Annotated in this window: 20 protein-coding genes; 16 read left to right on the forward strand and 4 right to left on the reverse strand. The window is 46.6% G+C overall.

Annotated elements, in window-relative coordinates:
- Positions 1–86: 86 nt before the first annotated feature.
- Positions 87–920: a pyruvate, water dikinase regulatory protein gene (locus tag ITG12_RS22665; protein WP_038865048.1), complete on the reverse strand. Its 834-nt coding sequence runs from the start codon at positions 918–920 to the stop codon at positions 87–89.
- A gap of 180 nt (positions 921–1,100) precedes the next feature.
- Here ITG12_RS22665 and ppsA point away from each other — a divergent pair, with 180 nt between their 5' ends.
- From ppsA to ITG12_RS22690, 5 genes are all read left to right on the forward strand, one after another.
- Entirely contained in the window at positions 1,101–3,470 is a 2,370-nt protein-coding gene (gene ppsA / locus ITG12_RS22670) for a phosphoenolpyruvate synthase (protein ID WP_038876652.1), read from the forward strand.
- A gap of 183 nt (positions 3,471–3,653) precedes the next feature.
- Positions 3,654–4,433, forward strand: coding sequence for a lipoprotein (locus tag ITG12_RS22675; protein WP_038876651.1), 780 nt, complete (start codon positions 3,654–3,656; stop codon positions 4,431–4,433).
- Positions 4,434–4,550: 117 nt separating this feature from the next.
- The gene (locus tag ITG12_RS22680) at positions 4,551–5,372 is read left to right on the forward strand and encodes a LuxR family transcriptional regulator (protein ID WP_248874113.1); all 822 of its coding nucleotides are present in this window, start codon (positions 4,551–4,553) and stop codon (positions 5,370–5,372) included.
- Positions 5,373–5,453: 81 nt separating this feature from the next.
- Positions 5,454–6,710, forward strand: coding sequence for a tyrosine--tRNA ligase (gene tyrS / locus ITG12_RS22685; protein WP_248874115.1), 1,257 nt, complete (start codon positions 5,454–5,456; stop codon positions 6,708–6,710).
- Positions 6,711–6,870: 160 nt separating this feature from the next.
- Positions 6,871–7,167 carry a Dabb family protein gene (locus ITG12_RS22690; protein WP_248874117.1) on the forward strand — a complete coding sequence of 99 codons (297 nt, stop codon included), beginning with the start codon at positions 6,871–6,873 and terminating at the stop codon, positions 7,165–7,167.
- Positions 7,168–7,236: 69 nt separating this feature from the next.
- Here the strand turns inward: ITG12_RS22690 and ITG12_RS22695 are convergent, their stop codons facing one another.
- The gene (locus tag ITG12_RS22695) at positions 7,237–8,712 is read right to left on the reverse strand and encodes a DUF1214 domain-containing protein (RefSeq protein ID WP_248874119.1); all 1,476 of its coding nucleotides are present in this window, start codon (positions 8,710–8,712) and stop codon (positions 7,237–7,239) included.
- Positions 8,713–8,913: 201 nt separating this feature from the next.
- Here ITG12_RS22695 and ITG12_RS22700 point away from each other — a divergent pair, with 201 nt between their 5' ends.
- Both ITG12_RS22700 and ITG12_RS22705 read left to right on the forward strand, forming a co-directional pair.
- The gene (locus ITG12_RS22700; protein ID WP_248874121.1) at positions 8,914–9,870 is read left to right on the forward strand and encodes an AraC family transcriptional regulator; all 957 of its coding nucleotides are present in this window, start codon (positions 8,914–8,916) and stop codon (positions 9,868–9,870) included.
- Between the two features lie 125 nt (positions 9,871–9,995).
- Entirely contained in the window at positions 9,996–11,000 is a 1,005-nt protein-coding gene (locus ITG12_RS22705; protein WP_050568823.1) for a DUF1214 domain-containing protein, read from the forward strand.
- A gap of 62 nt (positions 11,001–11,062) precedes the next feature.
- On the opposite strand, the gene ITG12_RS22710 is transcribed toward ITG12_RS22705, so the two are convergent.
- Positions 11,063–11,977: a LysR family transcriptional regulator gene (locus tag ITG12_RS22710; protein ID WP_038876643.1), complete on the reverse strand. Its 915-nt coding sequence runs from the start codon at positions 11,975–11,977 to the stop codon at positions 11,063–11,065.
- Between the two features lie 28 nt (positions 11,978–12,005).
- Complete coding sequence (locus ITG12_RS22715) at positions 12,006–12,365, reverse strand: DUF6559 family protein (protein ID WP_038876642.1); 360 nt, start codon at positions 12,363–12,365, stop codon at positions 12,006–12,008.
- Between the two features lie 129 nt (positions 12,366–12,494).
- Here ITG12_RS22715 and ITG12_RS22720 point away from each other — a divergent pair, with 129 nt between their 5' ends.
- From ITG12_RS22720 to ITG12_RS22760, 9 genes are all read left to right on the forward strand, one after another.
- Positions 12,495–13,376, forward strand: coding sequence for a LysR family transcriptional regulator (locus ITG12_RS22720; protein ID WP_020196069.1), 882 nt, complete (start codon positions 12,495–12,497; stop codon positions 13,374–13,376).
- Between the two features lie 103 nt (positions 13,377–13,479).
- Positions 13,480–14,562, forward strand: coding sequence for an efflux RND transporter periplasmic adaptor subunit (locus ITG12_RS22725; RefSeq protein ID WP_038876641.1), 1,083 nt, complete (start codon positions 13,480–13,482; stop codon positions 14,560–14,562).
- Between the two features lie 9 nt (positions 14,563–14,571).
- Complete coding sequence (locus ITG12_RS22730; protein WP_038876640.1) at positions 14,572–17,628, forward strand: efflux RND transporter permease subunit; 3,057 nt, start codon at positions 14,572–14,574, stop codon at positions 17,626–17,628.
- Positions 17,629–17,630: 2 nt separating this feature from the next.
- Positions 17,631–19,115 carry an efflux transporter outer membrane subunit gene (locus tag ITG12_RS22735; protein ID WP_038876638.1) on the forward strand — a complete coding sequence of 495 codons (1,485 nt, stop codon included), beginning with the start codon at positions 17,631–17,633 and terminating at the stop codon, positions 19,113–19,115.
- A gap of 159 nt (positions 19,116–19,274) precedes the next feature.
- Positions 19,275–19,430: a DUF5993 family protein gene (locus tag ITG12_RS22740; protein ID WP_005429588.1), complete on the forward strand. Its 156-nt coding sequence runs from the start codon at positions 19,275–19,277 to the stop codon at positions 19,428–19,430.
- A gap of 12 nt (positions 19,431–19,442) precedes the next feature.
- A complete protein-coding gene (locus ITG12_RS22745; protein ID WP_038876637.1) occupies positions 19,443–19,982 on the forward strand; it encodes a disulfide bond formation protein B in 540 nt (179 codons plus the stop codon).
- Between the two features lie 217 nt (positions 19,983–20,199).
- Positions 20,200–21,426, forward strand: coding sequence for a sodium/glutamate symporter (gltS, locus tag ITG12_RS22750; protein WP_038876636.1), 1,227 nt, complete (start codon positions 20,200–20,202; stop codon positions 21,424–21,426).
- A gap of 148 nt (positions 21,427–21,574) precedes the next feature.
- Complete coding sequence (locus tag ITG12_RS22755) at positions 21,575–21,829, forward strand: hypothetical protein (protein WP_038865015.1); 255 nt, start codon at positions 21,575–21,577, stop codon at positions 21,827–21,829.
- Between the two features lie 373 nt (positions 21,830–22,202).
- A complete protein-coding gene (locus ITG12_RS22760; RefSeq protein ID WP_038876635.1) occupies positions 22,203–23,219 on the forward strand; it encodes a GGDEF domain-containing protein in 1,017 nt (338 codons plus the stop codon).
- Positions 23,220–23,262: the final 43 nt, after the last annotated feature.

Below are 23,262 nucleotides of genomic sequence, written 5' to 3' on the forward strand. Positions count from 1 at the left end.
AGACACACCCATAAGAAAACAAGGTGCCGATATTGGCTATCGGCACCTTGTTAAGTTCTGTACTCAAGTAATATCCGGAAATGTCCTTAAAATAGGCGACGTTTCATTCCTGCTCTTTCTAATATACGCGTGGTGATTTCTTCCACCGACAGCGATGACGTGTTGATGTAAGGGATAGCTTCTCTTCTGAACAGCGCTTCTACCGTATCAAGCTCCAACTTACATTGCTCAGTGCTGGCGTATTCGCTGCCTGATAAGCGGTTCTCGCGGATTTCATTCAACCGTTCTGGGTTGATGGTTAAACCAAACAGTTTATGGCGATGGATTTCAAACTCAGGCAATAAACGCATCATCTTGACGTCTTCGGCGATAAACGGGTAATTCACTACGCGCATACCAAATTGCATCGCCATGTATAGACTGGTGGGCGTTTTACCACTTCTCGACACACCCAGCAAAATAATATCGGCCTCTTCTAAGCCTTTTAAAGTGATGCCATCATCATGAGCAAGCGTGTATTCAATCGCAGCGATTCGGTCGAAATAAGTATCAGAATCTTTACCAACACTGCGTGAACGTTGCAGCTTTGGTTGTGGCTTCATTTGAATGTCGTCTCCTACTTTCTGCACAATGCTCTCTAACACGTCATAACAATTTGCAGGGGCTTTGCGAAGCAATTCACGAAGTTCTGGTACCACAATTGAGAAGAATACCAATGGCTTAACGCCTTCTCGCTGGTAGGAAATTTCAATTTCTTTAATAACATCGGCAACTTTGTCTGGCGTTTCGACAAAAGGAAAGGTTTTTTCATTAGCAATGAAAGGAAACTGACCCAGAACAACATGCCCTAATGTCTCACATGTTATGGCCGTTCCGTCAGAAACATAGAATACATCACGACTTTGGCTATTTATTTGCATTTTTGTTTATTTTTTCAAATTCATTTGAGTAGGATGGTTTACATAATATTAATAAATCAATTTGGCTTGCAATTACGTTCCCCACAGCTTTGAAAATTCCTTGAGAATTTTTTTTAGCCAATACGTAATCGTTTGCCTTTAAGTCCCCCTACAATTGCTGCAATGTTTCTGGAGAAAGACATGCAAAAGAACACCCTCTGGTTCAATGGCCTATCCATGGATGATGTCGACAAAGTCGGCGGTAAGAATGCTTCACTTGGCGAAATGGTTTCTAACCTAGCCAATGTTGGCGTATCAGTACCAAACGGTTTTGCGACCACCTCTTATGCGTTTAATCAATTCCTAGACCACGAAGGTTTGGATGAACGTATTCACCAACTACTTGATGAACTAGACGTTGAGGATGTAGAAGCACTGCGTGAGACAGGTGCAAAAATCCGTCAATGGGTATTAGAAGCGCCATTCCCTGCGGATCTTGAACAAGATATCCGTGATAACTACAAAGAACTGACAGACAATCATCCTGAGATTTCTGTTGCCGTTCGCTCTTCTGCAACTGCAGAGGATCTACCGGACGCGTCATTTGCTGGTCAGCAAGAGACGTTCCTAAACGTAAAAGGCATTGATGCAGTATTAGAAGCGACCAAGCACGTTTACGCTTCTTTGTTCAATGACCGTGCAATTTCATACCGTGTACACCAAGGCTTTAACCACCGTGGCATTTCGCTATCGGCAGGCATTCAACGCATGGTGCGCTCGGACAAAGCCTCTTCTGGCGTTATGTTCACCCTAGATACGGAATCTGGCTTCGACCAAGTCGTATTCATCACCTCTTCTTGGGGCTTGGGTGAAATGGTGGTTCAGGGTGCGGTTAACCCTGATGAATTCTACGTTCACAAGCCAATGCTAGAAGCGGGTCAACACCCTATCGTTAAGAAGACCTTTGGCTCTAAGCAGATCAAAATGATCTACTCAGACCGTCAAGAGATCGGTAAGCAAGTTGAGATCATCGATACGTCAGTAGAAGAGCGCAACGCCTTCTCTCTGAATGATGAAGAGATCAAAGAGCTAGCAAAACAAGCGATGATCATCGAAAAGCACTACAAACGTCCTATGGATATTGAGTGGGCAAAAGATGGCATCGACGGCAAGCTTTACATCGTACAGGCACGCCCAGAGACAGTATGTTCTCAAAGCGAGCAAAACGTGATTGAGCGTTACGAGCTAAGCAACAAAGCAGACGTTTTGGTTGAAGGTCGTGCGATTGGCCAACGTATCGGCAAAGGCCCAGTGCGCTTAATCAACTCTCTAGACCAAATGTCATTGGTGCAAGATGGTGATGTGCTGGTGACAGACATGACTGACCCAGATTGGGAACCGGTGATGAAGAAGGCGTCTGCGATTGTCACTAACCGTGGCGGCCGTACTTGCCACGCAGCGATCATCGCACGTGAGCTTGGTATTCCGGCTATCGTTGGTTGTGGTGATGCCACCAGCAAACTGACGGACGCTGAGACAGTGACTGTGTCTTGTGCTGAAGGTGAAACGGGCTACGTTTACCAAGGCGAGCTGGATTTCGAAATCAAACGCTCTGCGGTTGATGAGCTTCCGCTGCTTCCAACCAAAGTAATGATGAACGTGGGTAACCCAGACCGTGCATTCGACTTCGCTCAAATTCCGAACGAAGGTGTCGGTCTTGCGCGTCTTGAATTCATCATCAATAAGATGATTGGTATTCACCCGAAAGCGTTGCTGAACTTTGATGCGCAAAGCGATGAGCTAAAAGCGGAAATCACTGAGCGTATTCGTGGCTACAAAGATCCAATCGACTTCTACGTTAGCAAGCTGACCGAAGGCATTGCGACTATCGCGTCTGCATTCTGGCCAAAACGCGTGATCGTTCGTATGTCTGATTTCAAATCGAACGAGTACAGCAACTTGGTGGGCGGTAAAGGTTACGAACCGCACGAAGAAAACCCAATGCTCGGCTTCCGTGGTGCGTCTCGCTACATTTCTCCAGTGTTTGAAGACTGTTTCGAGCTAGAAACTCAAGCAATCAAACGCGTTCGTAACGAGATGGGTCTGAAGAACGTTGAAATCATGATCCCATTCGTACGTACACCAAGCGAAGCGGCATCGGTTATCGACCTACTAGCCAAGTTCGACCTACGCCGCGGCGACCAAGGTTTGAAAGTCATCATGATGTGTGAGCTACCGTCAAACGCAGTACTTGCTGAAGAGTTCTTAAAGTACTTTGATGGCTTCTCTATCGGTTCAAACGACATGACTCAGCTTACGCTTGGTCTAGACCGTGACTCTGGCGACGTTGCTCACCTATTTGATGAGCGCAACCCAGCAGTGAAAGCCATGCTGCAAATGGCCATCGATGCGGCAACCAAAGCTGGCAAATACGTCGGTATCTGTGGCCAAGGCCCATCAGACCACGATGACCTAGCGGAATGGTTGATGGAACAAGGCATCAGCTCTGTGTCATTGAACCCAGATACGGTTATCGATACTTGGTTGAAGCTAGGTAAAGTGAGCAAGTAATACGCTCCTTTCCAACTCGCAATGCAAAGCCCTCAAGCCTCGGTTTGAGGGCTTTTTCTTTGTCTATCATGTCAAAGCTCTGTGAGTTCGTGACGACAATCCCAACCTAAACGGCGTGCTAATTTTCCCTCTGAGATTTTTCACCTAGAATGAAAGAATCTGATTTCATAAAAGAATGGACCTATGAAAAAGCCACTTGCACTTGTTGCCGCTTTAACGCTACTCGCCTCTCCGGCTTACGCAGATTGGGACGACATATCTAACAGTCTCTCAGACCTTGGTGACGCCGTCTCTGATACTGCAAAAGACACATGGGATGACACCAAGGCGTTCTCTAAACAAGCTTGGCAAGATTTCACTAACTGGTCTGAAGATGCGATCAACACCGCGGGTGAATGGACTGATGCCAGTATTGAGACCAGTAAAAAGTGGATCGACGATGCCGATAAGAAAATCGATGAATTGATGGAAGGTGATACGCCAGAAGAAGCGCGCCAAGCAATTGATTTAATGGCGGATAGCACTCTGCTAAAGCTCTTCAATGAGAAACCAGAAGCGAAAGATCTTTACGATAAAGCTTACGGTTATGCGGTGTTTGATTCTCGCAAACTGTCGCTGATGTTCCATACCAACTCCGGCTCTGGTGTTGCAGTGAACAAGTCGACGGACAAACGCACTTACATGAATATGTTTGGTGCGGGTGTTGCCCTTGGTGTTGGCGGTAAGTTCTACCAACAAGTGGTGTTGTTCGAACATGAAAAAGACTTCAACACCTTTGTCGAAGAAGGCTGGGAAGCATCGAGCGAAGCTTCTTTAGTCGCTGGTGAGGATGGCGAAGAGATGACAGCGCAATTCAACAGCGGCGTGGCCGTGTATCAGCTAAACGCCACTGGCTTGCTGGTTGATGCGAACGTTTCTGGCTCGAAATACTGGGTCAACAAAGAGCTGACCGATTCGCAGTAATCGCTTGGTTACAATGATTTATTGATGGGGAGCACAACGCTCCCCTTTTTGATCACTTTGGGATCATTGTCTGTTGCGTTATGCTTATCTCAACCTTTATCGCACACTCGAATTCCCATGCCTAACGACGCATTCAACACTCAACTTGCAGAGACAATTTCTGCCCTTAATTCACCAAGCTTTACGCCCAAACTGATGCGCGTTATAGCTTCGTTATTGAGTTTTGATTGCGCGGTGATCCTCGGTTACCGCGAAGGCAAACACCCTATCTATCTTTATGATTCGATTGAGAATGAGCGCGAGCTTTTGTTTCAGCGTTACCTCACCACCTCTTTTCAAAACGACCCGTTTTACCAGAAGCTTAACGCCAACAAAGAGCAAGGCATCTTTACGCTCAAAGATGTGGTAGGCAAAGACGTCGCGCGTAACGATCTCGATTACCAAGCCTACTGTCAGCAGTTTTACCATCAAACGGGCTGGAAGGACGAGCTCAGCATGCTGATCGAAATCGAGCCGGCACGTTGGGTGATGCTCTACTTCGGTTTTATGCAAGACGACAAACGCTTCACCAAACCTCAAGTCACCAAGCTCAAATCTTACTTTGCCATTATTCAGTCTTTGTGCCGACAGCACTGGAAACAAACCGAGTTTACACTCGCCGAGCCAGTTTTCAGTCCTACCACCTACTCGGGACAAATGCGTACTGCAATTGAATCCGCTCTGGCATCTTTTGGCGAAACTGTCCTCACTAATCGAGAACAAGAAATTGCCGCATTAATCGCGCAAGGCTATGACAGCAAAGAGATTGCAACGCAGCTAGATGTCGTAGAAGGCACAGTCAAGAATCACCGTAAACGCATCTACGCACAACTGAATGTGGCGTCTTTAAGCGAGTTCTTTCAGTTGTTTCTCAACCACCTGATCACTCAATCAAGATAACAAACTGTCCCTTTAGGGATATATCTCGATTCCGCATCGCCTTTTAATCTGAATACAACCGAACCAGATAAAGATAAGACGATGACACTGATTGAAGATTTACAAACTCGCGGCTTGATTGCCCAAGCGAGTGATTTAGACCAAGTTCAACAACTGCTTTCTGAGCCACAAACCTTGTACTGCGGCTTCGATCCAACCGCAGGTAGCTTGCACATCGGTCACCTTGTTCCACTTATTATGCTCAAACGCTTTCAAGATGCAGGACACCAAGCCATCGCCCTGATTGGTGGGGCAACGGGTATGATCGGCGATCCAAGTTTTAAAGCTACAGAGCGCAGCTTAAACTCAGAAGAAACCGTAACAGGCTGGGTAAAAGATCTGTCGAACCAAATTCAACAATTGATGAATAACCAAGTCAGCAAGCCAATGCTCATGGTAAACAACGCAGATTGGGTGAAGCAAATTAACGTGATCGACTTCTTCCGCGATGTGGGTAAACACTTCTCCGTAAATACCATGATCAGCCGAGAGTCAGTTAAGCAACGCTTACAACGCCCAGACCAAGGGATTTCATTCACCGAGTTCAGTTACGCACTGCTACAATCTTACGACTTCGCAGAATTAAACCGTCAGTACGGCTGTCGCTTACAAATCGGTGGTAACGACCAGTGGGGCAACATTGTTAGCGGTATTGACCTTACTCGCCGTCAAAATGGTGAACAAGTATTTGGCTTAACCTTACCTTTGATCACCAAATCCGATGGCACTAAATTTGGTAAAACCGAAGGAGGTGCAGTGTGGCTGGATCCAAGTAAAACCTCGCCTTACGCCTTCTACCAATTCTGGTTATCCGCGGAAGATGCCGATGTTTACCACTTCCTACGCTACTACACCTTTTTGAGTTGCGATGAGATTGCAGCGATTGAAACACAAGACAAAGAGAGTAAAGGCAAACCGCAAGCACAGCGTATCTTAGCGGAACAAATGACAAGCTTTGTTCATGGCGAAAAAGGATTAGCAAGTGCAGAACGAATCACTCAAGCGCTATTTAGCGGTGATGTGCAGCAATTGAGCTTGAGCGAGCTAAAACAGTTGGAACTCGATGGCTTACCGAGCATGCAAAGTGCTGAGCAAGACTTGGTTGAGCTTCTGGTTGAATCCGGTCTAGCCAGCTCAAAACGCGTTGCTCGTGAGCTAATTGGCAACAACGCCATCAGTGTGAACGGCGAAAAAATCGATACAGAAAAACCAAGCTTGAACTTCCCACTGTTCGACCAGTACTGGTTGCTTCAACGCGGTAAAAAGCATTTCTACTTAGTGAAACGCGTCGAGGGTTAACGGTTCCCATCTAACGACCTAGCTAGACCAACTAAAACGCGAGCCAAAGTGCTCGCGTTTTTGATTCCCTATTTTGTGAAGCCAAAAGCTAACTTTAGAGTGGATGCCCGTTATAGTGTTGTTCTTCAAACACAACAAAATATAACAACAGCACAAAATCATGATCAGACACATTCTACTCATCAAATTTAAAGCATCTGCCACCAGCGACAAAATCCAACAACTGCGAGAGCTATTCGAAGCCATGCCAATGAAAGTGGAAGGTGTAACCGACGTTGAATGGGGCTTAAACAACAGCCCAGAAGGAAAGAACAAAGACTACACACACGCCGTGATGATGACGTTTGCCGATGAAGCAGGTCGTCAGAACTACCTACCTCATACAGAACACGATGCATTGAAAGAGGTATTTAGACCACTACTTGAAGACATCATCGTGTTTGATTACGAAATCTGAACCTCTCAGATGAATATTCGGACAATTAAAAAGCCACCACGACAATTCTCATCATGGTGGCTTTTAGGGTTACTTCACGTGTTTAAAGTTTGGCAGAATCGTTTCTGGTTTCTGTTCAACAAACGCTTTGCTTGGTGAGTAAGCGCGGAAATACACAAACCAGTTTTCTTCCGGTCGAGTTTGTACCCAGTTTGCTTCATTCACACCTTCTGGCTTGGTTGGTGAGAAGTGGAACGTGTAGTTACCGTGTTCGTCTTTCACTGTGCCCGGAACGTTTGAGCCCACATCCGCACGTTGAATGTCGTTATCGATGATGGCGCGGTTTTCCACGTTGTACACCGTAATGGTCCAGAACAAATCGGCGTAGTTCACATCGCCATCTAAAGTCAGCGTGTAGTGATTGCTACCATTTAGGCCATAGCCTTCGCCGTCACGATAGTTATCAAGGTATATCTGACCCCAACCACCGTTTTCAAAACCATGCATCGCAATATCGTTCGTCACCGCTTCATAAAACCATGCCGCGCGACCATCGAGATCCATGCCATAAGCACGATCTTGGTTTGGTGTTGATGCTGTTGCCACTTCCCAACGGTTCCCTTCAGGCCCGTATTCTGATTGATGTAAGCGACCCGTTTTGTTGAAGTCGATATTCTTAGTCATTGCCTCACCAAGCACTACCGCTTCTTTCATGATCTTCACTTGCTCGGCATTTGGTTCGAAAGGTTTACCCTTCTCAATACCCAATGGACGCAACATGTCATGCATCATGCGATCGCGCTCTGCAACAGGTTCTGTTTGAATGGCTTCGTTGAGCACTTGCCAAAACTCCATACCACGTGGATGTTTCGCATCGAGACCTTTTTTCGGGAAGTTAACACCTCGATCGCTGAGTGGTTTGCCATCCAGATGCGTGATTGACATCGACTCCAAGTCCGTCATGCGTTGTTTCTCGGTTTTCGCCATTAAGCGCACACCAAAGAAGACATAGTTAGTATCCGATTCAAGTACCACCGCATCTTTTGGTAGGTTCTTCGGTGTTTCGCTGCCCTTAGCTTTTATCACGTACGTGCCTGGTTTGGTCATTTGTGCAATGCCAATCTGCCACATGGTATGCACCGCACCACGCAGTTCATCGGTCGGGATGTTCACCACAACGGGCTCTTTCTCTACGTTAAACCATGTAATCGCGTAGGGTGTTGAGGTGTTGTAAGTTAAGCCACCCAATTTAGATTGATGGGATGCCACATAAGTGATTTGGCCATCTTCTGAGCCCATTTTTTCATACGCCGCCTTCCACGCGTAGTTAGACGTCAGCGGAATAGACCAAATGTAAGCTTGTGTCGCGCGCTGAAAATCCATCAGATTAAACAGTTTCTTTGAGCTTTCCTCTGTTGGAATGCCATTGAGTACGCTGGTTTCAAAAGCAAAATCACCAGAGCGGGTGTGCATGTTCTCAATCTTGATGTTGTTGTCTGCGTATGCGCTACTGGTTAAAGCAGCAAATATCAAACCAGAGATAAGGTTTTTCGTTACTTTTTTCATGTCTATTCTCTACTCGTCGTTTCAGGCGGTATCGGGAGGATGAAGTTGACATCAGTCATTTCTTGACCAACTCAATGTGGCGCAGTATAAAAACAAGCCGAGATCTAAAATTGACATTTTGAGAATATTTGAGTGAAAAACGAATATCGATTGAGCGCGTTATACCTCTCTGCTTTTCCTAGATTGTGCAGAAGATATGGTGTGGAGCCTCAAACCTTAACCTCAAAGCTCAATATTCAAATCTCAACCTTACACGATGAAAACCAAGAGCTTAGCCATCAGCAATTTGCAGAACTGCTGAACTTGGCCGCCAAAGAGACCCAAGACCCGCTGTTCGCCCTAGAGCTCAGTACCTTGATTGACTACCAGTCTTTGGACATCGCTATGTTGCTGATTGCCAGTCAGGAATCTCTCGCAAACATCTATCCGGTTTTGTTTGGTCTATACAGCTATCAGCAACGTGCTTCTCGCCATCAACTTGATATTCGTGAAGACATTGCTCGCCACTTTACCCAGTTCTTATTCGAACCCAATGTCGATACAAGCCAACACGCTTTGCTCTCCATCGGAGGCATTATTACAACGTTCAAGATGGTATTGGGCGAACGGTTGAAGTTGCATCAAGTCCATTTTAAAGCGCGCTACCAAGGTGAATCAGGAGCACAGCAGCAAATACAGATAGAACGTCTTGAACGTTTCTTTGGATGCCAAGTGATATTGGGTAGTCAGTTCGATGGCTTTGAGTTCCCCAAAGCCCTACTCGCAGAAAAGCCCGATTTGGAGATGACCATCACCAATCAAATGCGACGCAAAGTCTCTCATGGTCTTCAACATCACAACACGCTGTTGGAAATCACCACCAACTCGATTCTGTTATTGCTTCCTCTCGGTGATATCAGCAAAACCTTGGTCAGCAAAATGCTCGGCATCCACCCCAGGACATTGCAGAACTTGTTGAACAAAAATAACCTCACCTACCGAGATATCGTGAATTCAGTCCGCGACACAGAGAGTAAGAAGCTACTCACCAACAGCGAATGTCCAATCCGCACCATTGCTGACATGCTTTGCTACGCTTCTGCCGATTCTTTTATCCGCCAATTCAAACGCACCAATGGCATCACGCCTTTACAATATCGAAAACAGCATCGCGTGTGACGGCTGGCAATCCGAACTTGCAATTCGATTTAGTTATTATCTGAATTACATCAATTCATTTCTGTCATCACTGGCATATCGATAAAGTGAGGTCATCTCTTAATGACGACCTCAAGGTAAGCGACATGAAAAAGACCATCTTAGCGACTCTTATTGCCATCACCTCTATGCAGACCATGGCAGCCGTTAAAGTGACCGACGAAAACTTCGCCCGCGCAGAAACTGATCTGTACTTCACTCAACAACTAGAGCGCCAACCAATCAATGTGTTTGACCAAAACCGAGACAGCGTCACCGTTGATAATCAGATGATCATTCGCTCAAACACCGACTTGCTCTACTCCACAGCCGTGGTCGATGTGTCGAAAGGGGCCACTTTCCGTTTAGCGAAAGGTGATGCTTACCAAATCATGCATTTCTTCAACAACAATCACGACAACCACATGGCGATTTATGGTGGTGACGAGATCTACATTGATTCGAAAATTGCAGGCTCGGATTACATTTACATCTTAATGCGTACCGCTACGACGGCAGGCATGGAAGAGGCACATCGCTTACAAGATGCCGCCGTGATTGATGCAAAATCCGCAAAACCATTTAAGCCAGCGCAAGATTGGGACAGCGCCTCTCGCGACGCGGTACGTGCGAAATGGGAGAAGCAAGTCAACACGATTAAGACAGAAGAAGCCTTCACTACTGGCATTACTGCAACACCAGATAACAAGCAATTTATGATTGGTACCGCTGTAGGTTGGGCTGGCTTACCAGCAGAATACGCGGTGTACTCTTCACGAGCAGGTACTGGCAAAGTTGAGTGTGCTGACATCACCTTCGATAAACCGTCACTGAGCTACGAAAAAGGCGGTTACTGGTCTATCACGGCATACTCAGGCAAAGGCTGGTTGATGACAGATAACAACAGCGCAGACTCAACCTCCGCTGTACCAAACAAAGATGGCTCTTACACCATTCACTTCGCACCGAAAGGCGAGACCTGTGGTGCCGCGAATAACGTAATTGAAGTGAACGATGCGGGCTGGAACTTTGCGTTGCGTGCTTACCGTCCAAGTGACAAAGCCAAAGCGATTGAAGAAATGCACAACTTCCCGAACGTGACGGCAAAGTAACGCAGAACAGGCTGAACCCCTTCAGACCAGTCCTATGAGAACAAGCCTCTCAATGGAGAGGCTTATCGTTTTTCTTGGATGATAACTTGAGAAGTGGTGATGATTTTTCGTTTGAGCCACTGATGCATGGGATGCATGCGCTTATTGTGCGATTCCACCAGCACAATATTTTTTAGCTCATCTGGGGTGTGATTAGGAAAAGAGGCATACTCAAACTCACCGTTCAAATAATGAGCAAGCTGCCGAGAGCAAGGCAAGATGATCTCACTCTGCTTAACCACATCGAGCAAGGTATGCAAATAGGAACTTCGTGCTTTTACTTTCAACACTTCACTTGAAAGGTGCTTAGCAATAAAGGGCTGAGTATCATTCCAACTCGGCACCACCAAACTGGCGTATTCTGCTTGATTGATTTCAGCTTGAGACAAGGTCTTTCCTGCCAAAGGGTGGTTGATTTTCACTAACCCAACAAAATCATCTTCACCAATCACTTGGTGGGTAAATTGCTTATTGGTGTCGATCGGCGAATAGTTGATGGCCGCTTGAATCTCACCATCGAGCAACTTTTTGAGTGTTTGAGAGCCCCAATTCACTATGTTTACTTGTGCGTTTGGTGCCTCTTCAATCACCGCGATACACAAACGTGCACCGAGCCAGTTGGAGATAAAACCATTAATCGCAATGGTAATGTTACCTTGGTAATCGGCAGGCTCAAACGTTGGCGAGTCTAGAATCACCTCATCCAAACTCTCCATGATCATCGGCAGCTTGTCACCCAGCTCAAGTGCACGAGGCGTTGGCTTTAAGCCAGAGTGAACACGAGTAAACAACTCATCATCAAAGTAATCACGCAGCCTTCCCAACGCTTTGCTGACTGCGGGTTGGCTCAACGCTAATTGGTCACCTGCAATGCGCGTGTTCTTAGTTTCGAGTAACACCAGAAAGATGCGAAGTAAGTTGAGATCCAGTTGCTTCATCGTGATTCGTTCCCTAATACAACCCTGTTTAGTATCGGCTATTCATTCCGAATCGGTGCGACATGTCATCGTCCATACGACCGCCTTTCCAACCACCCGAACCAAGTAGATTCAGTACATCTTGTGCGGTGTAATCACCACCATCGAAAAAGTCATTCGAGACATCGGCACGCAAGGAAGTAAGCTCAGCTCTAACTTCTGCGCTCAGTTCTTGAGGATCAGCATATAAGGCCAAAGCGATCTGTTGTTGGCGCTTGCTCAACTCGCTTGTGCTGCTTTGCACTTGTCCGATAGAGAAATACTCGCGACTTCCATAGCCCTTAATCAATCTGGCAGAAAGCAACTTAATGACCTTCTTGATCCGACGACGTTGAATAACTCTCAGCACACTAATTCCCTATTTCTCTTTTCAAAAAAGTATCGGTTATCAAAAGTCACGTTATATTTTGTGCATAACGTTATGATGCTTTAGAGTGTCACGGTTTAGTACAGTGTTCAATAAGCATGGAGCGCCAGTGTGAAAATCGACGATCTTAAACTCTTCATTAAAGTGGTCGAGCTAGGAAGCTTTACCGCCGCAGCAAACGCATTGGATCTGCCGCGCGCGAATGTGAGTCGACGAATTGGCGAATTAGAGCAATCCTTAGGCGCTCAACTTTTCCATCGCACCACACGCAGTTTATCGCTCACCAATAATGGCGAAGCCTACTACGAGAACCTGCAAAAAGCGCTGACGATGCTCGATTCGGCGAACGAACAAGTCAGCAACGATACCAATGAAGTTCGCGGCCGCATCAAACTTGGGTTATTGCCGGAAACCGATGAACTGGTTCGCCCAATTCTGTTTAACTTCCACGATAAATACCCACACGTTGAGTTGGATATTCGCAACATCAACAATGGCTTTAGTGACATGTTCCAACAGGGCTTGGACATCGCTTTCCATGGTGGTGCATTGTTTGATTCCGACATCGTTGCACGTAAGCTTTTGACACTCGACCGTTGTTTAGTCGCTTCTCCCAATTACCTTGAAACACACGGCATGCCAGAGAACCTAGAACAACTGAAGGAACACCAGTGTGTCTGTTTTCGTTGGCCAAATGGCGAGGTAGACAATGTCTGGCACTTCCAAGAGCAAAGTGTACAACTGCACCCGAAGCTTATTTCCAACAACATTGGCTTTATTAAGAACGCGACGATTTTAGATCGTGGCATCACCTTTATGCCCAAACTACTGGTGAAGCGTGAGTTGGAATCCGGCAGTTTGGTGCAGCTATTGTCACAATATTCTGTCACTGAAGAATCGGGATGGTTGCTTTACCCTCAGCCTAAGACATTGAGTCAGGCGAGCCGCTTACTTATTGACCACCTCATTAAAGAAGTCCCAAAACTCGTTTAGTTGAATACATTGTCTCGTTTTTTGAGACAGTGAGTCTCATTGCCGAGTGATTATCTGAACATTGTACAATTGTATGATGGCACCAAAATTATGGAGCCATCGTATGAATCGTCTATTCAAAACTACTGCATTAGGTGCCGCGACATTGGCACTGTTTGGCTGTAATCAAAGCCAAACCACGTTCACCGAACCAGAGTCCCCTCGCCCAATTCAAGTTGTTGAAGTCACGGGTGAAAACGCGGCATTGAACAAATCGTTTAGTGGCATTGTTCAAGCAAAAGAGACCGCATCCCTTTCTTTTCGCGTTCCTGGTACCGTTGACCGCGTTTTGGTGAAGAAGGGCGATCATGTCGAGAAAGGACAGATCATTGCTACGCTTGATCCACACGATTACCAAGTCTCATTGGAAGAGTTGCAAGCGCGTATGCTGGAAGCGAAGTCTGCGCATAAACTGGCAAAGGCTGAGCTAAAACGCGTGAAACAAGCCACCGATGATGACGCGATTGCCAGTGTGAATTTGGATAGAGCCATCAGCGGTTATGAGCGTAGTTTGTCTGCGGTTAAAGTGGTCGAGAAGAATATCCAACGCGCGGAAGATGCCTTGGCATACACTACACTGCGTGCGCCATTTTCTGGCAGCATTGGCGAAGTACGAATCGACGCATTCGAGCAGACATTGCCGGGCGTAAGCGTCGCCACTCTTCAACAAGACGGTCAGTGGGAAGTGGATATCGATGTGCCTGAGAACATGATTCGTCAGTTTAACCTTGGACAAACAGCGGCAATGTCTTGGTATGGTTCAGAGCAAACATACCGTGCGAACGTCGCTGAAATCGCGCCTAAAAAGCATCTCATCAAACAAACTTACCCTGTCACTCTAGCTATCGATTCAATTTCTAACGAGCTGTTCAATGGCAAAGCCGTTACGGTCACAACCTCATTTCAGCCCGATCAATCCAGTCATTGCTTCCCCTATTCTGCGATTTTAGGTGAAAAGAAAACGCTACACGTAAATGTCGTTCGTGACGCTATTGTGCATACCGAGCCAGTGACATTGCAATCCATCGACTCGCATCAAGCTTGTGTCTCTGGCGCTTTCAGTCAAGGCGACTATGTGGTCATCAGCGGCACTCATTATCTTCAAGCTGGCGACAACACGCCGAATTTAACCATCAAAACGCTATAGGTTCGAATCATGATCAATTTAGCTGAATTCGCGATAAGACAGCGCACTTTCGTGTTGTTCTTTATCGCATTAAGTGTGGTGGCAGGGCTGTATTCTTACTTTGATTTAGGCAAGTTGGAAGATCCAAGCTTCACGGTTAAAACCGCCGTCGTTGTCACCTTGTATCCGGGCGCCTCGGCGGAAGAAGTGGAACAACAAGTCACCGATACCATTGAGACCAAGCTGCAAGAAATGGCCGAGTTGAATCGCCTGCGCTCATTGTCTCGTCCGGGCATGTCAATGGTATTTGTCGACTTGAAAGAGAGCCTAAATTCCAAAGCGCTTCCGCAGCAATGGGATTTACTGCGCCGCAAAGTAAACGACGTAAAACTGCAACTGCCATCTACAGCGCAAATCAGCATTGTTCAGGATGAGTTCTCTGAAGTGTATGGCATGCTTTTCTCTATCCATAGCCAAGACGCCGCACCAGAAGAGTTACGCCGCTATGCAGAAGAATTACAACGCCAAATCAAAGCCGTAAAAGGCATTAAGAAGATTGAGCTACACGGCGTGCAACCACGAGTGGTCTACATTGATATGCCTGACGAACGTCTGGCTCAATATGGCTTGTCTGTCGCGCAGGTATGGAACCAACTCAGCACACAGAACATGACCTTTGAAGCAGGCAAGTTCGATGCTGGCACCGAGCGCATTCGCATCACTCAAACCAGTGAATTTCAATCACTAGATGATATTCGTAACTTGGTCATCAAAGGTGGCGTGAGTGAGCTAGGTACAGGCTTGATTCGCTTAGGTGACATCGCCGATGTATCCATGGGCTACCAAACACCAGCACTAACAGAAAGCCGATTTAATGGTGAGCCTGCGGTGACGCTAGCGGTCAGCCCTGTTGAAGGCATTAATGTGGTCTCACTCGGCGACACGATTCGTGACATCATCAAAAACTACCAACAAACACTGCCGCTTGGCGTTGATATTTCTACTGTGGCTTACCAACCTGAAGAAGTACAAAAAGCGATTGATGACTTCGTCGGTAACCTGCTTGAAAGTGTCGGCATTGTGTTTGTGGTGCTGTTAGTCTTCATGGGCTTTAAGAGCGCGACAATTGTTGGTTCGAGCTTATTGCTGACCATCCTGCTCACGCTGATCTACATGAATATCGCGGGCATTGATTTGCATCGAGTCTCGTTAGGTACCTTCATCCTTGCTTTAGGTATGTTGGTAGACAACGCCATCGTGATCACTGACATGATGATCGTAAAACTGGGCAAAGGCATCGAACGCACACGTGCTGCTATTGATTCAGTTAAGGAAACCGCCGTCCCTCTGCTTGGCGCGACCGTCATTGCCATCATGGGTGCAAGTCCGGTTCTGTTCTCCAAAACCGACTCAGCCGAGTTTGCGGGTTCAGTGTTCTACATCTTAGCGTCTTCGCTTCTTCTGTCTTGGTTGGTCGCGATGACCTTTACCGTGCTGATGTGTTGGATGTTCATCAAACCAACATCTATCGATGAAGACGCAAAGCCAAGCCGCTACAAGCAGTTGGTGTTTTGGACGGTTGATAACCCAATGAAAGCACTGACAGCATTGATTCCCCTGCTTTTAGTGACTGCCGTGACTGTGCCTTACGTGGCGGTGAACTTTATCCCGCAATCGGATCGCCCTATCGTGTTTCTTGATTACTGGCTACCGAATGGCGCCAAGATCGAGCAAACCTCAGCAGACATGCGCAAAGTCGAGCAGTGGCTACTCAAGCAGTCAGAAGTAGAAAGCATCTCTAGCTACATGGGCGCAAGTGCACCGCGCTTCTCGGTGACCGTAGAACCAGAACCACTTGATCCTGCATACGGGCAGATATTGATAAACACCAAGGATTACGAAAGCATCAGCCAACTTGTTGAACGTGGTGACAAGTGGTTGCAGAACACATTCCCAGACGCGGAACCTCGCTTTAGAGCATTAAAACTGGCGACCTCAGACAAGTACGCAGTAGAAGCGCGCTTCTCTGGCCCTGATGAAGCGGTGTTGCACCAACTGGCGGATCAAGCGAAAGCCATCTTTGCTACTCACCCTGATGCCAAATACGTTCGTGATGACTGGCGCCAAGAAAGCAAGGTGCTCAAACCCATCATCAATCAAGACAAGATGCGCCAAGCTGGCATCAACCGAGCAGACATCGCCTTTGCTTTAAAACGCGCTTCTGATGGCATGCCATTAGGTCAGATGAACCTTAATGATGAGTTGATTCCAATTCAGCTGCGTGGCACTTCGCAAAATATGGCGTCACTAGAAACATTGCCCGTGCGTTCGCTACTTGGCATGCACAGTGTACCTCTCGGCCAAGTGGTTGATGGCTTTGAGCTAGTTCCAGAAGAGAGCATGATCTGGCGTCGCAATCGCGTCAAAACCATCACAGCACAAGCAGGTGTTGAGCGTTCAACCACACCAGCAAGAGTACGCAACGCGGTGAAAGATCAAATCGAAGCGATTCCTCTGCCAGCCGGCTACAGCTTGGAATGGGGCGGCGAATACTACGATGAACACAAAGCCGTTACTGACATCTTTAAACAGCTACCAAAAGCCATGCTGATCATGGTGATCATTCTGGTCGCAATGTTTAACGGCTTTAAGCAACCGATCATCATTCTAGCCACACTGCCTTTGGCGGCTACCGGTGCCACCTTTGCTCTGCTTGGTTTTGATAAACCATTCGGCTTTATGGCGTTGATTGGTGCCATTACCCTGACAGGCATGATCATTAAAAACGGCATTGTGTTGATGGACCAAATTGAACTTGAACGTGCGAACGGCCGTCCATTATCGGATGCCATCAAAGAAGCCACCGTTAACCGCACCATGGCGATTTCGATGGGTGCACTGACAACCGCACTCGGCATGATCCCGCTGCTTTCGGATCTCTTGTTTGACCAAATGGCAGCCACCATCATCGGCGGTCTGGCAGCAGCGACCGTGTTGTCACTGTTCATCATGCCGGCACTGTATCGCTTGGCATACAGAGAAACATCACCAACCACGCAAACTGACGCTGAATTGAAGGAGGCGTAATCATGAGAAAGTTCGTTATCGCGCCACTGGTATTGGCAATAAGTTTATCCGGTTGTGCCGTTGGGCCAGACTATCAAACGCCAACCACCAGCATGGCAGAGACTTATTTGTATGCCGACCAGAATGGCGTCAGCAACAATGATGAGAGAGAAGCGTTTTGGTGGACAGAGTTTAACGACCCTACGTTGAACGATTTGGTGCTTGATATGCAAAGTCAAAACATCCCGCTTAAGGTCGCGGCAGAACGCATCAAAATGGCAGAGAGCTATAAGACCGTTGTCGAGTCATTCAAGGTGCCAACCATCAATGTTGGTGCCGGATACGTCAATTATCAGCTGAGTAAGAACGATTCACTGCTTGGCCCTGCGCTGAATCCGATTGGTGATTCCGCCGCAGGCCTGCCACCACAAATTGGCAATACAACCTTGTTGGACAACCAGCATGATGGTGTATTTGCCGGCGCAAGTATCGCTTGGGAATTGGATTTGTTCGGTCGCATTGATCGTCAATCCAATGCGGCGCAAATACGTGTTGAGCAAGCAGAAATCTATCAAAGCGGGCTGACGACTTTGCTTACTGCAGATTTAATTCATAACTACTTGCAGTATCAAGGGGCAAGCGAGCGTCTCGACTTAGCTAAATCAAACCTTGAAGACCAAAGAAAAACCATGGACTTGGTCAAGAAAGTGGTTCGCAGCGGTTATGGCTCGGATCTCGACTTAGCGCAGGCCAAAGCGACGCTTGCAGCGATGGAGTCAATCATTCCTCAATTGGAAATCGCGCAGCAAGTACACAAACATCGTATCGCGGTACTACTTGGTGAGCCTTTATCAAAAGTCGAAGTGCGACTTGCAGAGACTCAAGGTGTACCTGCAATGCAAAATGTCGTGCCAATCGGATTACCTTCTGACTTACTGCAGCGACGCCCTGATATCCGCTTAGCGGAGCGAGAAATTGCAGCCATCAATGAAGAACTTGCGGCAAGTATCGCCAATCAATATCCGAAGTTCTTCTTAACCGGCGCTCCGGGCGTGTCTGCTTCTAGCTTTGATGACCTGTTTAGCAGTGATTCTTTCGGCTGGGTTGGCGCGGCAGGCATCAGTTGGAATGTCTTTGATGGTGGTCGTGGCGATGCTTTAGAAGACATCAACCAAGCTCGTTTTGACGCAGCAACACTGACTTACCAACACGCCGTAGATTCGGCTTTTGCTGAAGTGGATTCCACCTTATTTGCCTATGGCAGAAGCCAAGAGAATCAGCGCCGCATTGATGATGCTCTAGTTGCGACAGATAAAGCCGTGGGGAAAGCCAAATCTCTCTACCGTGCTGGGTTGATTGACCACTTGTCGGTACTGGATGCTCAGCGCCAACAACGCATGATGCAAGACCGACAAATCGCAGCCAAATTGCAAACGGCTCAGGTCACTGTCGCACTCTACAAATCACTGGGTGGCGATTGGGCATTAGAGCAATCTCCACAAAGTTAAACCGAATGAGTTAAGTAACGATTTTGGGGAGTGGGTTAGCTTCAACGGGGACCTCGAATCTAACCCCTCCTCTTTTTTATTGGGTATAAAGTCGCGCATTGGCTCGCGTTTCCTATAGTTAAAAGGATTGAAATCAGAGAGTAAGGAAGGAACTCCCTCATGATGACATTAATCTTTTTGCTGTTATTAATTGCGATGCTCAGTGCATTTTTAGGTAAGAAAGCGGTGGGCTATGCCTTCTTTGCTTCCTCGGTGATCATTGGATTGTATTGGTTCAATCATCACGCCACCGACCCTCTATCCATCTTGTTGTAAGGGGGATTGCACATGAATCGAAACTATCTGGCTTTGCTCAATACCCTTGGTTTACTGGGCATGACAGCCGTTCTACTGATTGGCTTTGTTCTGCAATTTGTACTGAACGAGTTGCCTTGCCCTTTGTGTTTATTGCAGCGCATTGGCTTCATCATGATCATGTTCGGTTTCTTGTTGAACGTGGTGTATGGGCCGCAGTCGCGACATTATGGTGTGGTCCTTATCGGCGCACTCTATGGCGTCGCTACGTCACTGAGACAAGTCTCTTTACACGTGATTCCCGGTACGCCTGGATACGGTAGCCCTATCTTCGGGATGCACTATTACACTTGGGCGTTTGTGTTGTTTGTTGCCACCATTTTCGCGGTCGCCGTTATTCTGATGCTCACCAGTAAAGAGGAGTCTCCAGAACCATACGAAATGAGCAACCTAGGTCGCATCACATGTTTGCTGGCGATTTCTGTTGTGGCACTCAATGTTATTGGGACTTTTGCCGAATGTGGTCCTTATCAATGTCCAGACAATCCAGAAAGCTACTGGCTATTTCACTAACGAGTTCTTAATCGAAGCAAGAGGAGTCATGCATAGGTACATGTGACCTTGTATTACTCCTCTTTTCTATCGGTTACGAAAATACGATTCTTAACACAATCCGACTTGGTTCAAATTCGTTGGTATGCAATTGGATGTCATACAAACATGTCAGTATGTTTAGAGATAAACGTACCGATTAATTCTCTCATCATGTTTTACCAAAGCAGGAGTGGTTATGAACTTTGTCGACGGTGTATTACAGGTCGAATCTTTTCTCGCGGTGACCCTCGGGATCATCGTGTTGTTTTTAGGCAGGCGCCTAACCCAAGCCAGCAGTTTCTTAAAGGAATTCAGTATTCCTGAACCCGTTTCCGGCGGCATCTTAGTATCAGTGTTGTTCGCCGTTATCCATTACGTCACTCAAATCGATGTCCAATTTGATCTTGCTACCCGAGACTTGTTGTTGGTGTATTTCTTTACCACTATCGGCATCAACGCCAGTCTGCAAGATCTGTTCAAAGGCGGTAAGCCATTATTGATCCTGCTTTCGGTCACCATCGGTTATATGTTGATTCAAAACCTAACCGGCATTGGAATCGCGACCATGTTAGATCAGCCAGAGGCGGTTGGCTTGTTGAGCGGCACGGTATCTCTGATCGGCGGACATGGAACCGCGATTGCGTGGTCACCTCGCATCGCTGAAATATTCGATCTTGATACCGCAATGGAAATCGGCATCGCAAGTGCAACGTTTGGCTTGATCTTAGCAAGCTTGATGGGCGGGCCGATTGCAAAATACCTGATCAACAAACACAACCTAAAGCCAGCTAAAGTGGAAGAAATGGACGTGGGTACGGCGCAGGATGAACCGCAACCGTCTATCAATGCTTATGACTTCTTAGATGCGATGTTAGCGATCCATGTTTGTATCATCTTGGGCGCGATTTTAAACGAAGGCGTAAGCAGCTTAGGACTGGAATTGCCGTTGTTTGTGACCTGTTTGTTTGCCGGTATCTTGATTTCTAACCTTATTCCCGCCTCTTACCCTCGCCTTACAGGTACTCGTTGGCCAGCAAGAAAACCAGCGGTTGCGTTGATTGCGGATATGGCGTTGGGCGCGTTTTTAGCCATGTCACTGATGAGCATGCAGCTATGGGCTTTGGTCGATTTAGCAGGACCTATTTTTATCATTCTTGGCGCGCAGTTCTTTGTGGCTATTTGCATCGCCATATTCGTCGTTTTTCCTCTAATGGGAAAGAACTACGACGCTGCGGTTGTTTGCTCTGGTTTTGGGGGGATTTCTTTGGGTTCTACCCCAACCGCAATGGCGAACATGTCGGCCGTTGCACAAAAATACGGTAACTCTCACCAAGCCTTTATTATTGTGCCTTTGGTGTGTGCTTTCTTTATCGATTTGGCGAACGCGCTGATCATCCCTTACTTCATCCGGTGGATTGGCTAATTAAGATGCTAACCGGTTAAAAAGGGGTCACTTCGGTGGCCTCTTGATTTAATCGTGCAAATATTGCTACCACCTTGCCCCTCACTCAGTTGTATAATGCTTGTCTTGTAATATTTTGTTACGAACGTCGTAACCCTTGAGAAGACGCATGAACAGCAGCAGATGGGTTGGCTTAACAGTCGGCACACTTTTTTTAATTGGTACATTAATTCTATTTGGATCAACTGTGCATTCCGCGTGGTACAAGATCCCAGTAGAAGCCGTAAATGGTATCGCATTCACTCTATCCTTCGGATTGGGGCTGAATCATCTTGTTGCCTATATATCCGCTTTTTTCACACTCGCTGCGCTATTTTATCTTGGTTACGCGATGGGTTACCGTATCCATCAAAAACTCAAGTAGACACCTCATACTTTAGACTGAATTTAAATTCACTAGTAGGATGTAAGTACTAGTTTTACCTCACTAAATTTGCCGTTTACCCACTTTTTATGCGGACATATTGAGATCGGGGCATTTTCCCGAAAACCGTATAGTTTTATGCAACCCTGCCTCATAGAATAGTTTATAAAAACGGCAGTAGGTATCGAGCAACTTTATGAAATGCAGTGTCGCTTGCAGACGAGAAAAACGCCCAAAAAAGCACATGCGCCTGGCATTTACAGACTCATGCGGGGTAAGTCGTTTCGTCTTTACAAGTCATCCATCCACACTCAATCCATACAGAATCCTCTCCTAGTCTGCCCATTATTTGCTGTTCCTTTGAGACATAACTATGGACAGAACACAGTTCACCAAAATTTTTACGCGCTATTACATGCGCTCTACGAGTTTGGGCATTCTGATTACCCTATTCGCTTGTGCAATTAGAGGGGTAGAATTTGTTGTATACCTTCCTTACCTGTTCGCCGCTGTCGCCTGCCTAACTTATCTTTGGGCTGGGCGCTTTTTCGTTCTCGAACAAAAAAACAAAGCGGTGGTTATTGCTCTTATCCTCGCATTCACACTCACTTTTTACCTATATTATTTTTTAGGCGGGCATTTTCTCTTTTCGTCGTTAGTGACGGTCAATCTCCTTTTAGCCTTAATTGAATTTGGCGTATTTTGGTCGCTAATTGCATACGCACTATCAATGGCTGCTTGCTTTAACATAGATTTGATAGTTGCAGGTAGTGACCCGTTTAAACTACAGGGTTTAAGTGAGTTCTCCATTCGGAGTACGTTTCTGTACCTGTTCAACCTTTTTATTTACAAAGGATTGCTTTCTATAGAGCGTTATTGGCAAAACGCTTGGCAAATGCAGTACGAACAGGTCGAAAAACTAGAAAGACTGCTCGAGATAGACGAGCTGACAGGGTGTTATTCCCGCTTTAAAGGCCATCAGTTAATTGAACATCAGATACAACGCGCTCAACCGTTTACTCTGTTGTACATCGACTTAGATAGCTTTAAAGCCGTGAATGATAAGTTCGGCCATGATGCCGGCGACAAGGTTTTGAAAGTCACCGCCCAACGGATCTTACAACTGCTGGGTAACGATCAATTTGCTACACGAATTGGTGGTGATGAATTCATCCTTTGTCTTCCCAACCTAGAAAGTACAAAGGATTTAGAACAATTTCAGTCTTTACTACAACACGCATGTAGTGCACCTATTTTCATCCATTTTCAAAACGTTCACATCGGTTTGAGTATCGGAATGGCGCGCTTCCCTCATGAAGGGAGTAACAGTGACGCGCTTATCCAGCATGCTGACCAAATGATGTACCTCACTAAAAAATCTAGAACATAGAAATTTGGCCCATCTCGGGCTGCTTCAAGCAATCAAAAAATAT

Origin of the sequence: Vibrio sp. ED002 (assembly GCF_023277445.1) — a bacterium.
GTDB lineage: Bacteria > Pseudomonadota > Gammaproteobacteria > Enterobacterales > Vibrionaceae > Vibrio > Vibrio jasicida.

Coding starts and splice junctions, on each gene's coding strand:
- ITG12_RS22665 (WP_038865048.1), bottom strand. CDS start 920: ATGCAAATAAATAGCCAAAGTCGTGATGTATTCTATGTTTCTGACGGA.
- ppsA (WP_038876652.1), top strand. CDS start 1,101: ATGCAAAAGAACACCCTCTGGTTCAATGGCCTATCCATGGATGATGTC.
- ITG12_RS22675 (WP_038876651.1), top strand. CDS start 3,654: ATGAAAAAGCCACTTGCACTTGTTGCCGCTTTAACGCTACTCGCCTCT.
- ITG12_RS22680 (WP_248874113.1), top strand. CDS start 4,551: ATGCCTAACGACGCATTCAACACTCAACTTGCAGAGACAATTTCTGCC.
- tyrS (WP_248874115.1), top strand. CDS start 5,454: ATGACACTGATTGAAGATTTACAAACTCGCGGCTTGATTGCCCAAGCG.
- ITG12_RS22690 (WP_248874117.1), top strand. CDS start 6,871: ATGATCAGACACATTCTACTCATCAAATTTAAAGCATCTGCCACCAGC.
- ITG12_RS22695 (WP_248874119.1), bottom strand. CDS start 8,712: ATGAAAAAAGTAACGAAAAACCTTATCTCTGGTTTGATATTTGCTGCT.
- ITG12_RS22705 (WP_050568823.1), top strand. CDS start 9,996: ATGAAAAAGACCATCTTAGCGACTCTTATTGCCATCACCTCTATGCAG.
- ITG12_RS22710 (WP_038876643.1), bottom strand. CDS start 11,977: ATGAAGCAACTGGATCTCAACTTACTTCGCATCTTTCTGGTGTTACTC.
- ITG12_RS22725 (WP_038876641.1), top strand. CDS start 13,480: ATGAATCGTCTATTCAAAACTACTGCATTAGGTGCCGCGACATTGGCA.
- ITG12_RS22730 (WP_038876640.1), top strand. CDS start 14,572: ATGATCAATTTAGCTGAATTCGCGATAAGACAGCGCACTTTCGTGTTG.
- ITG12_RS22735 (WP_038876638.1), top strand. CDS start 17,631: ATGAGAAAGTTCGTTATCGCGCCACTGGTATTGGCAATAAGTTTATCC.
- ITG12_RS22740 (WP_005429588.1), top strand. CDS start 19,275: ATGATGACATTAATCTTTTTGCTGTTATTAATTGCGATGCTCAGTGCA.
- ITG12_RS22745 (WP_038876637.1), top strand. CDS start 19,443: ATGAATCGAAACTATCTGGCTTTGCTCAATACCCTTGGTTTACTGGGC.
- gltS (WP_038876636.1), top strand. CDS start 20,200: ATGAACTTTGTCGACGGTGTATTACAGGTCGAATCTTTTCTCGCGGTG.
- ITG12_RS22755 (WP_038865015.1), top strand. CDS start 21,575: ATGAACAGCAGCAGATGGGTTGGCTTAACAGTCGGCACACTTTTTTTA.
- ITG12_RS22760 (WP_038876635.1), top strand. CDS start 22,203: ATGGACAGAACACAGTTCACCAAAATTTTTACGCGCTATTACATGCGC.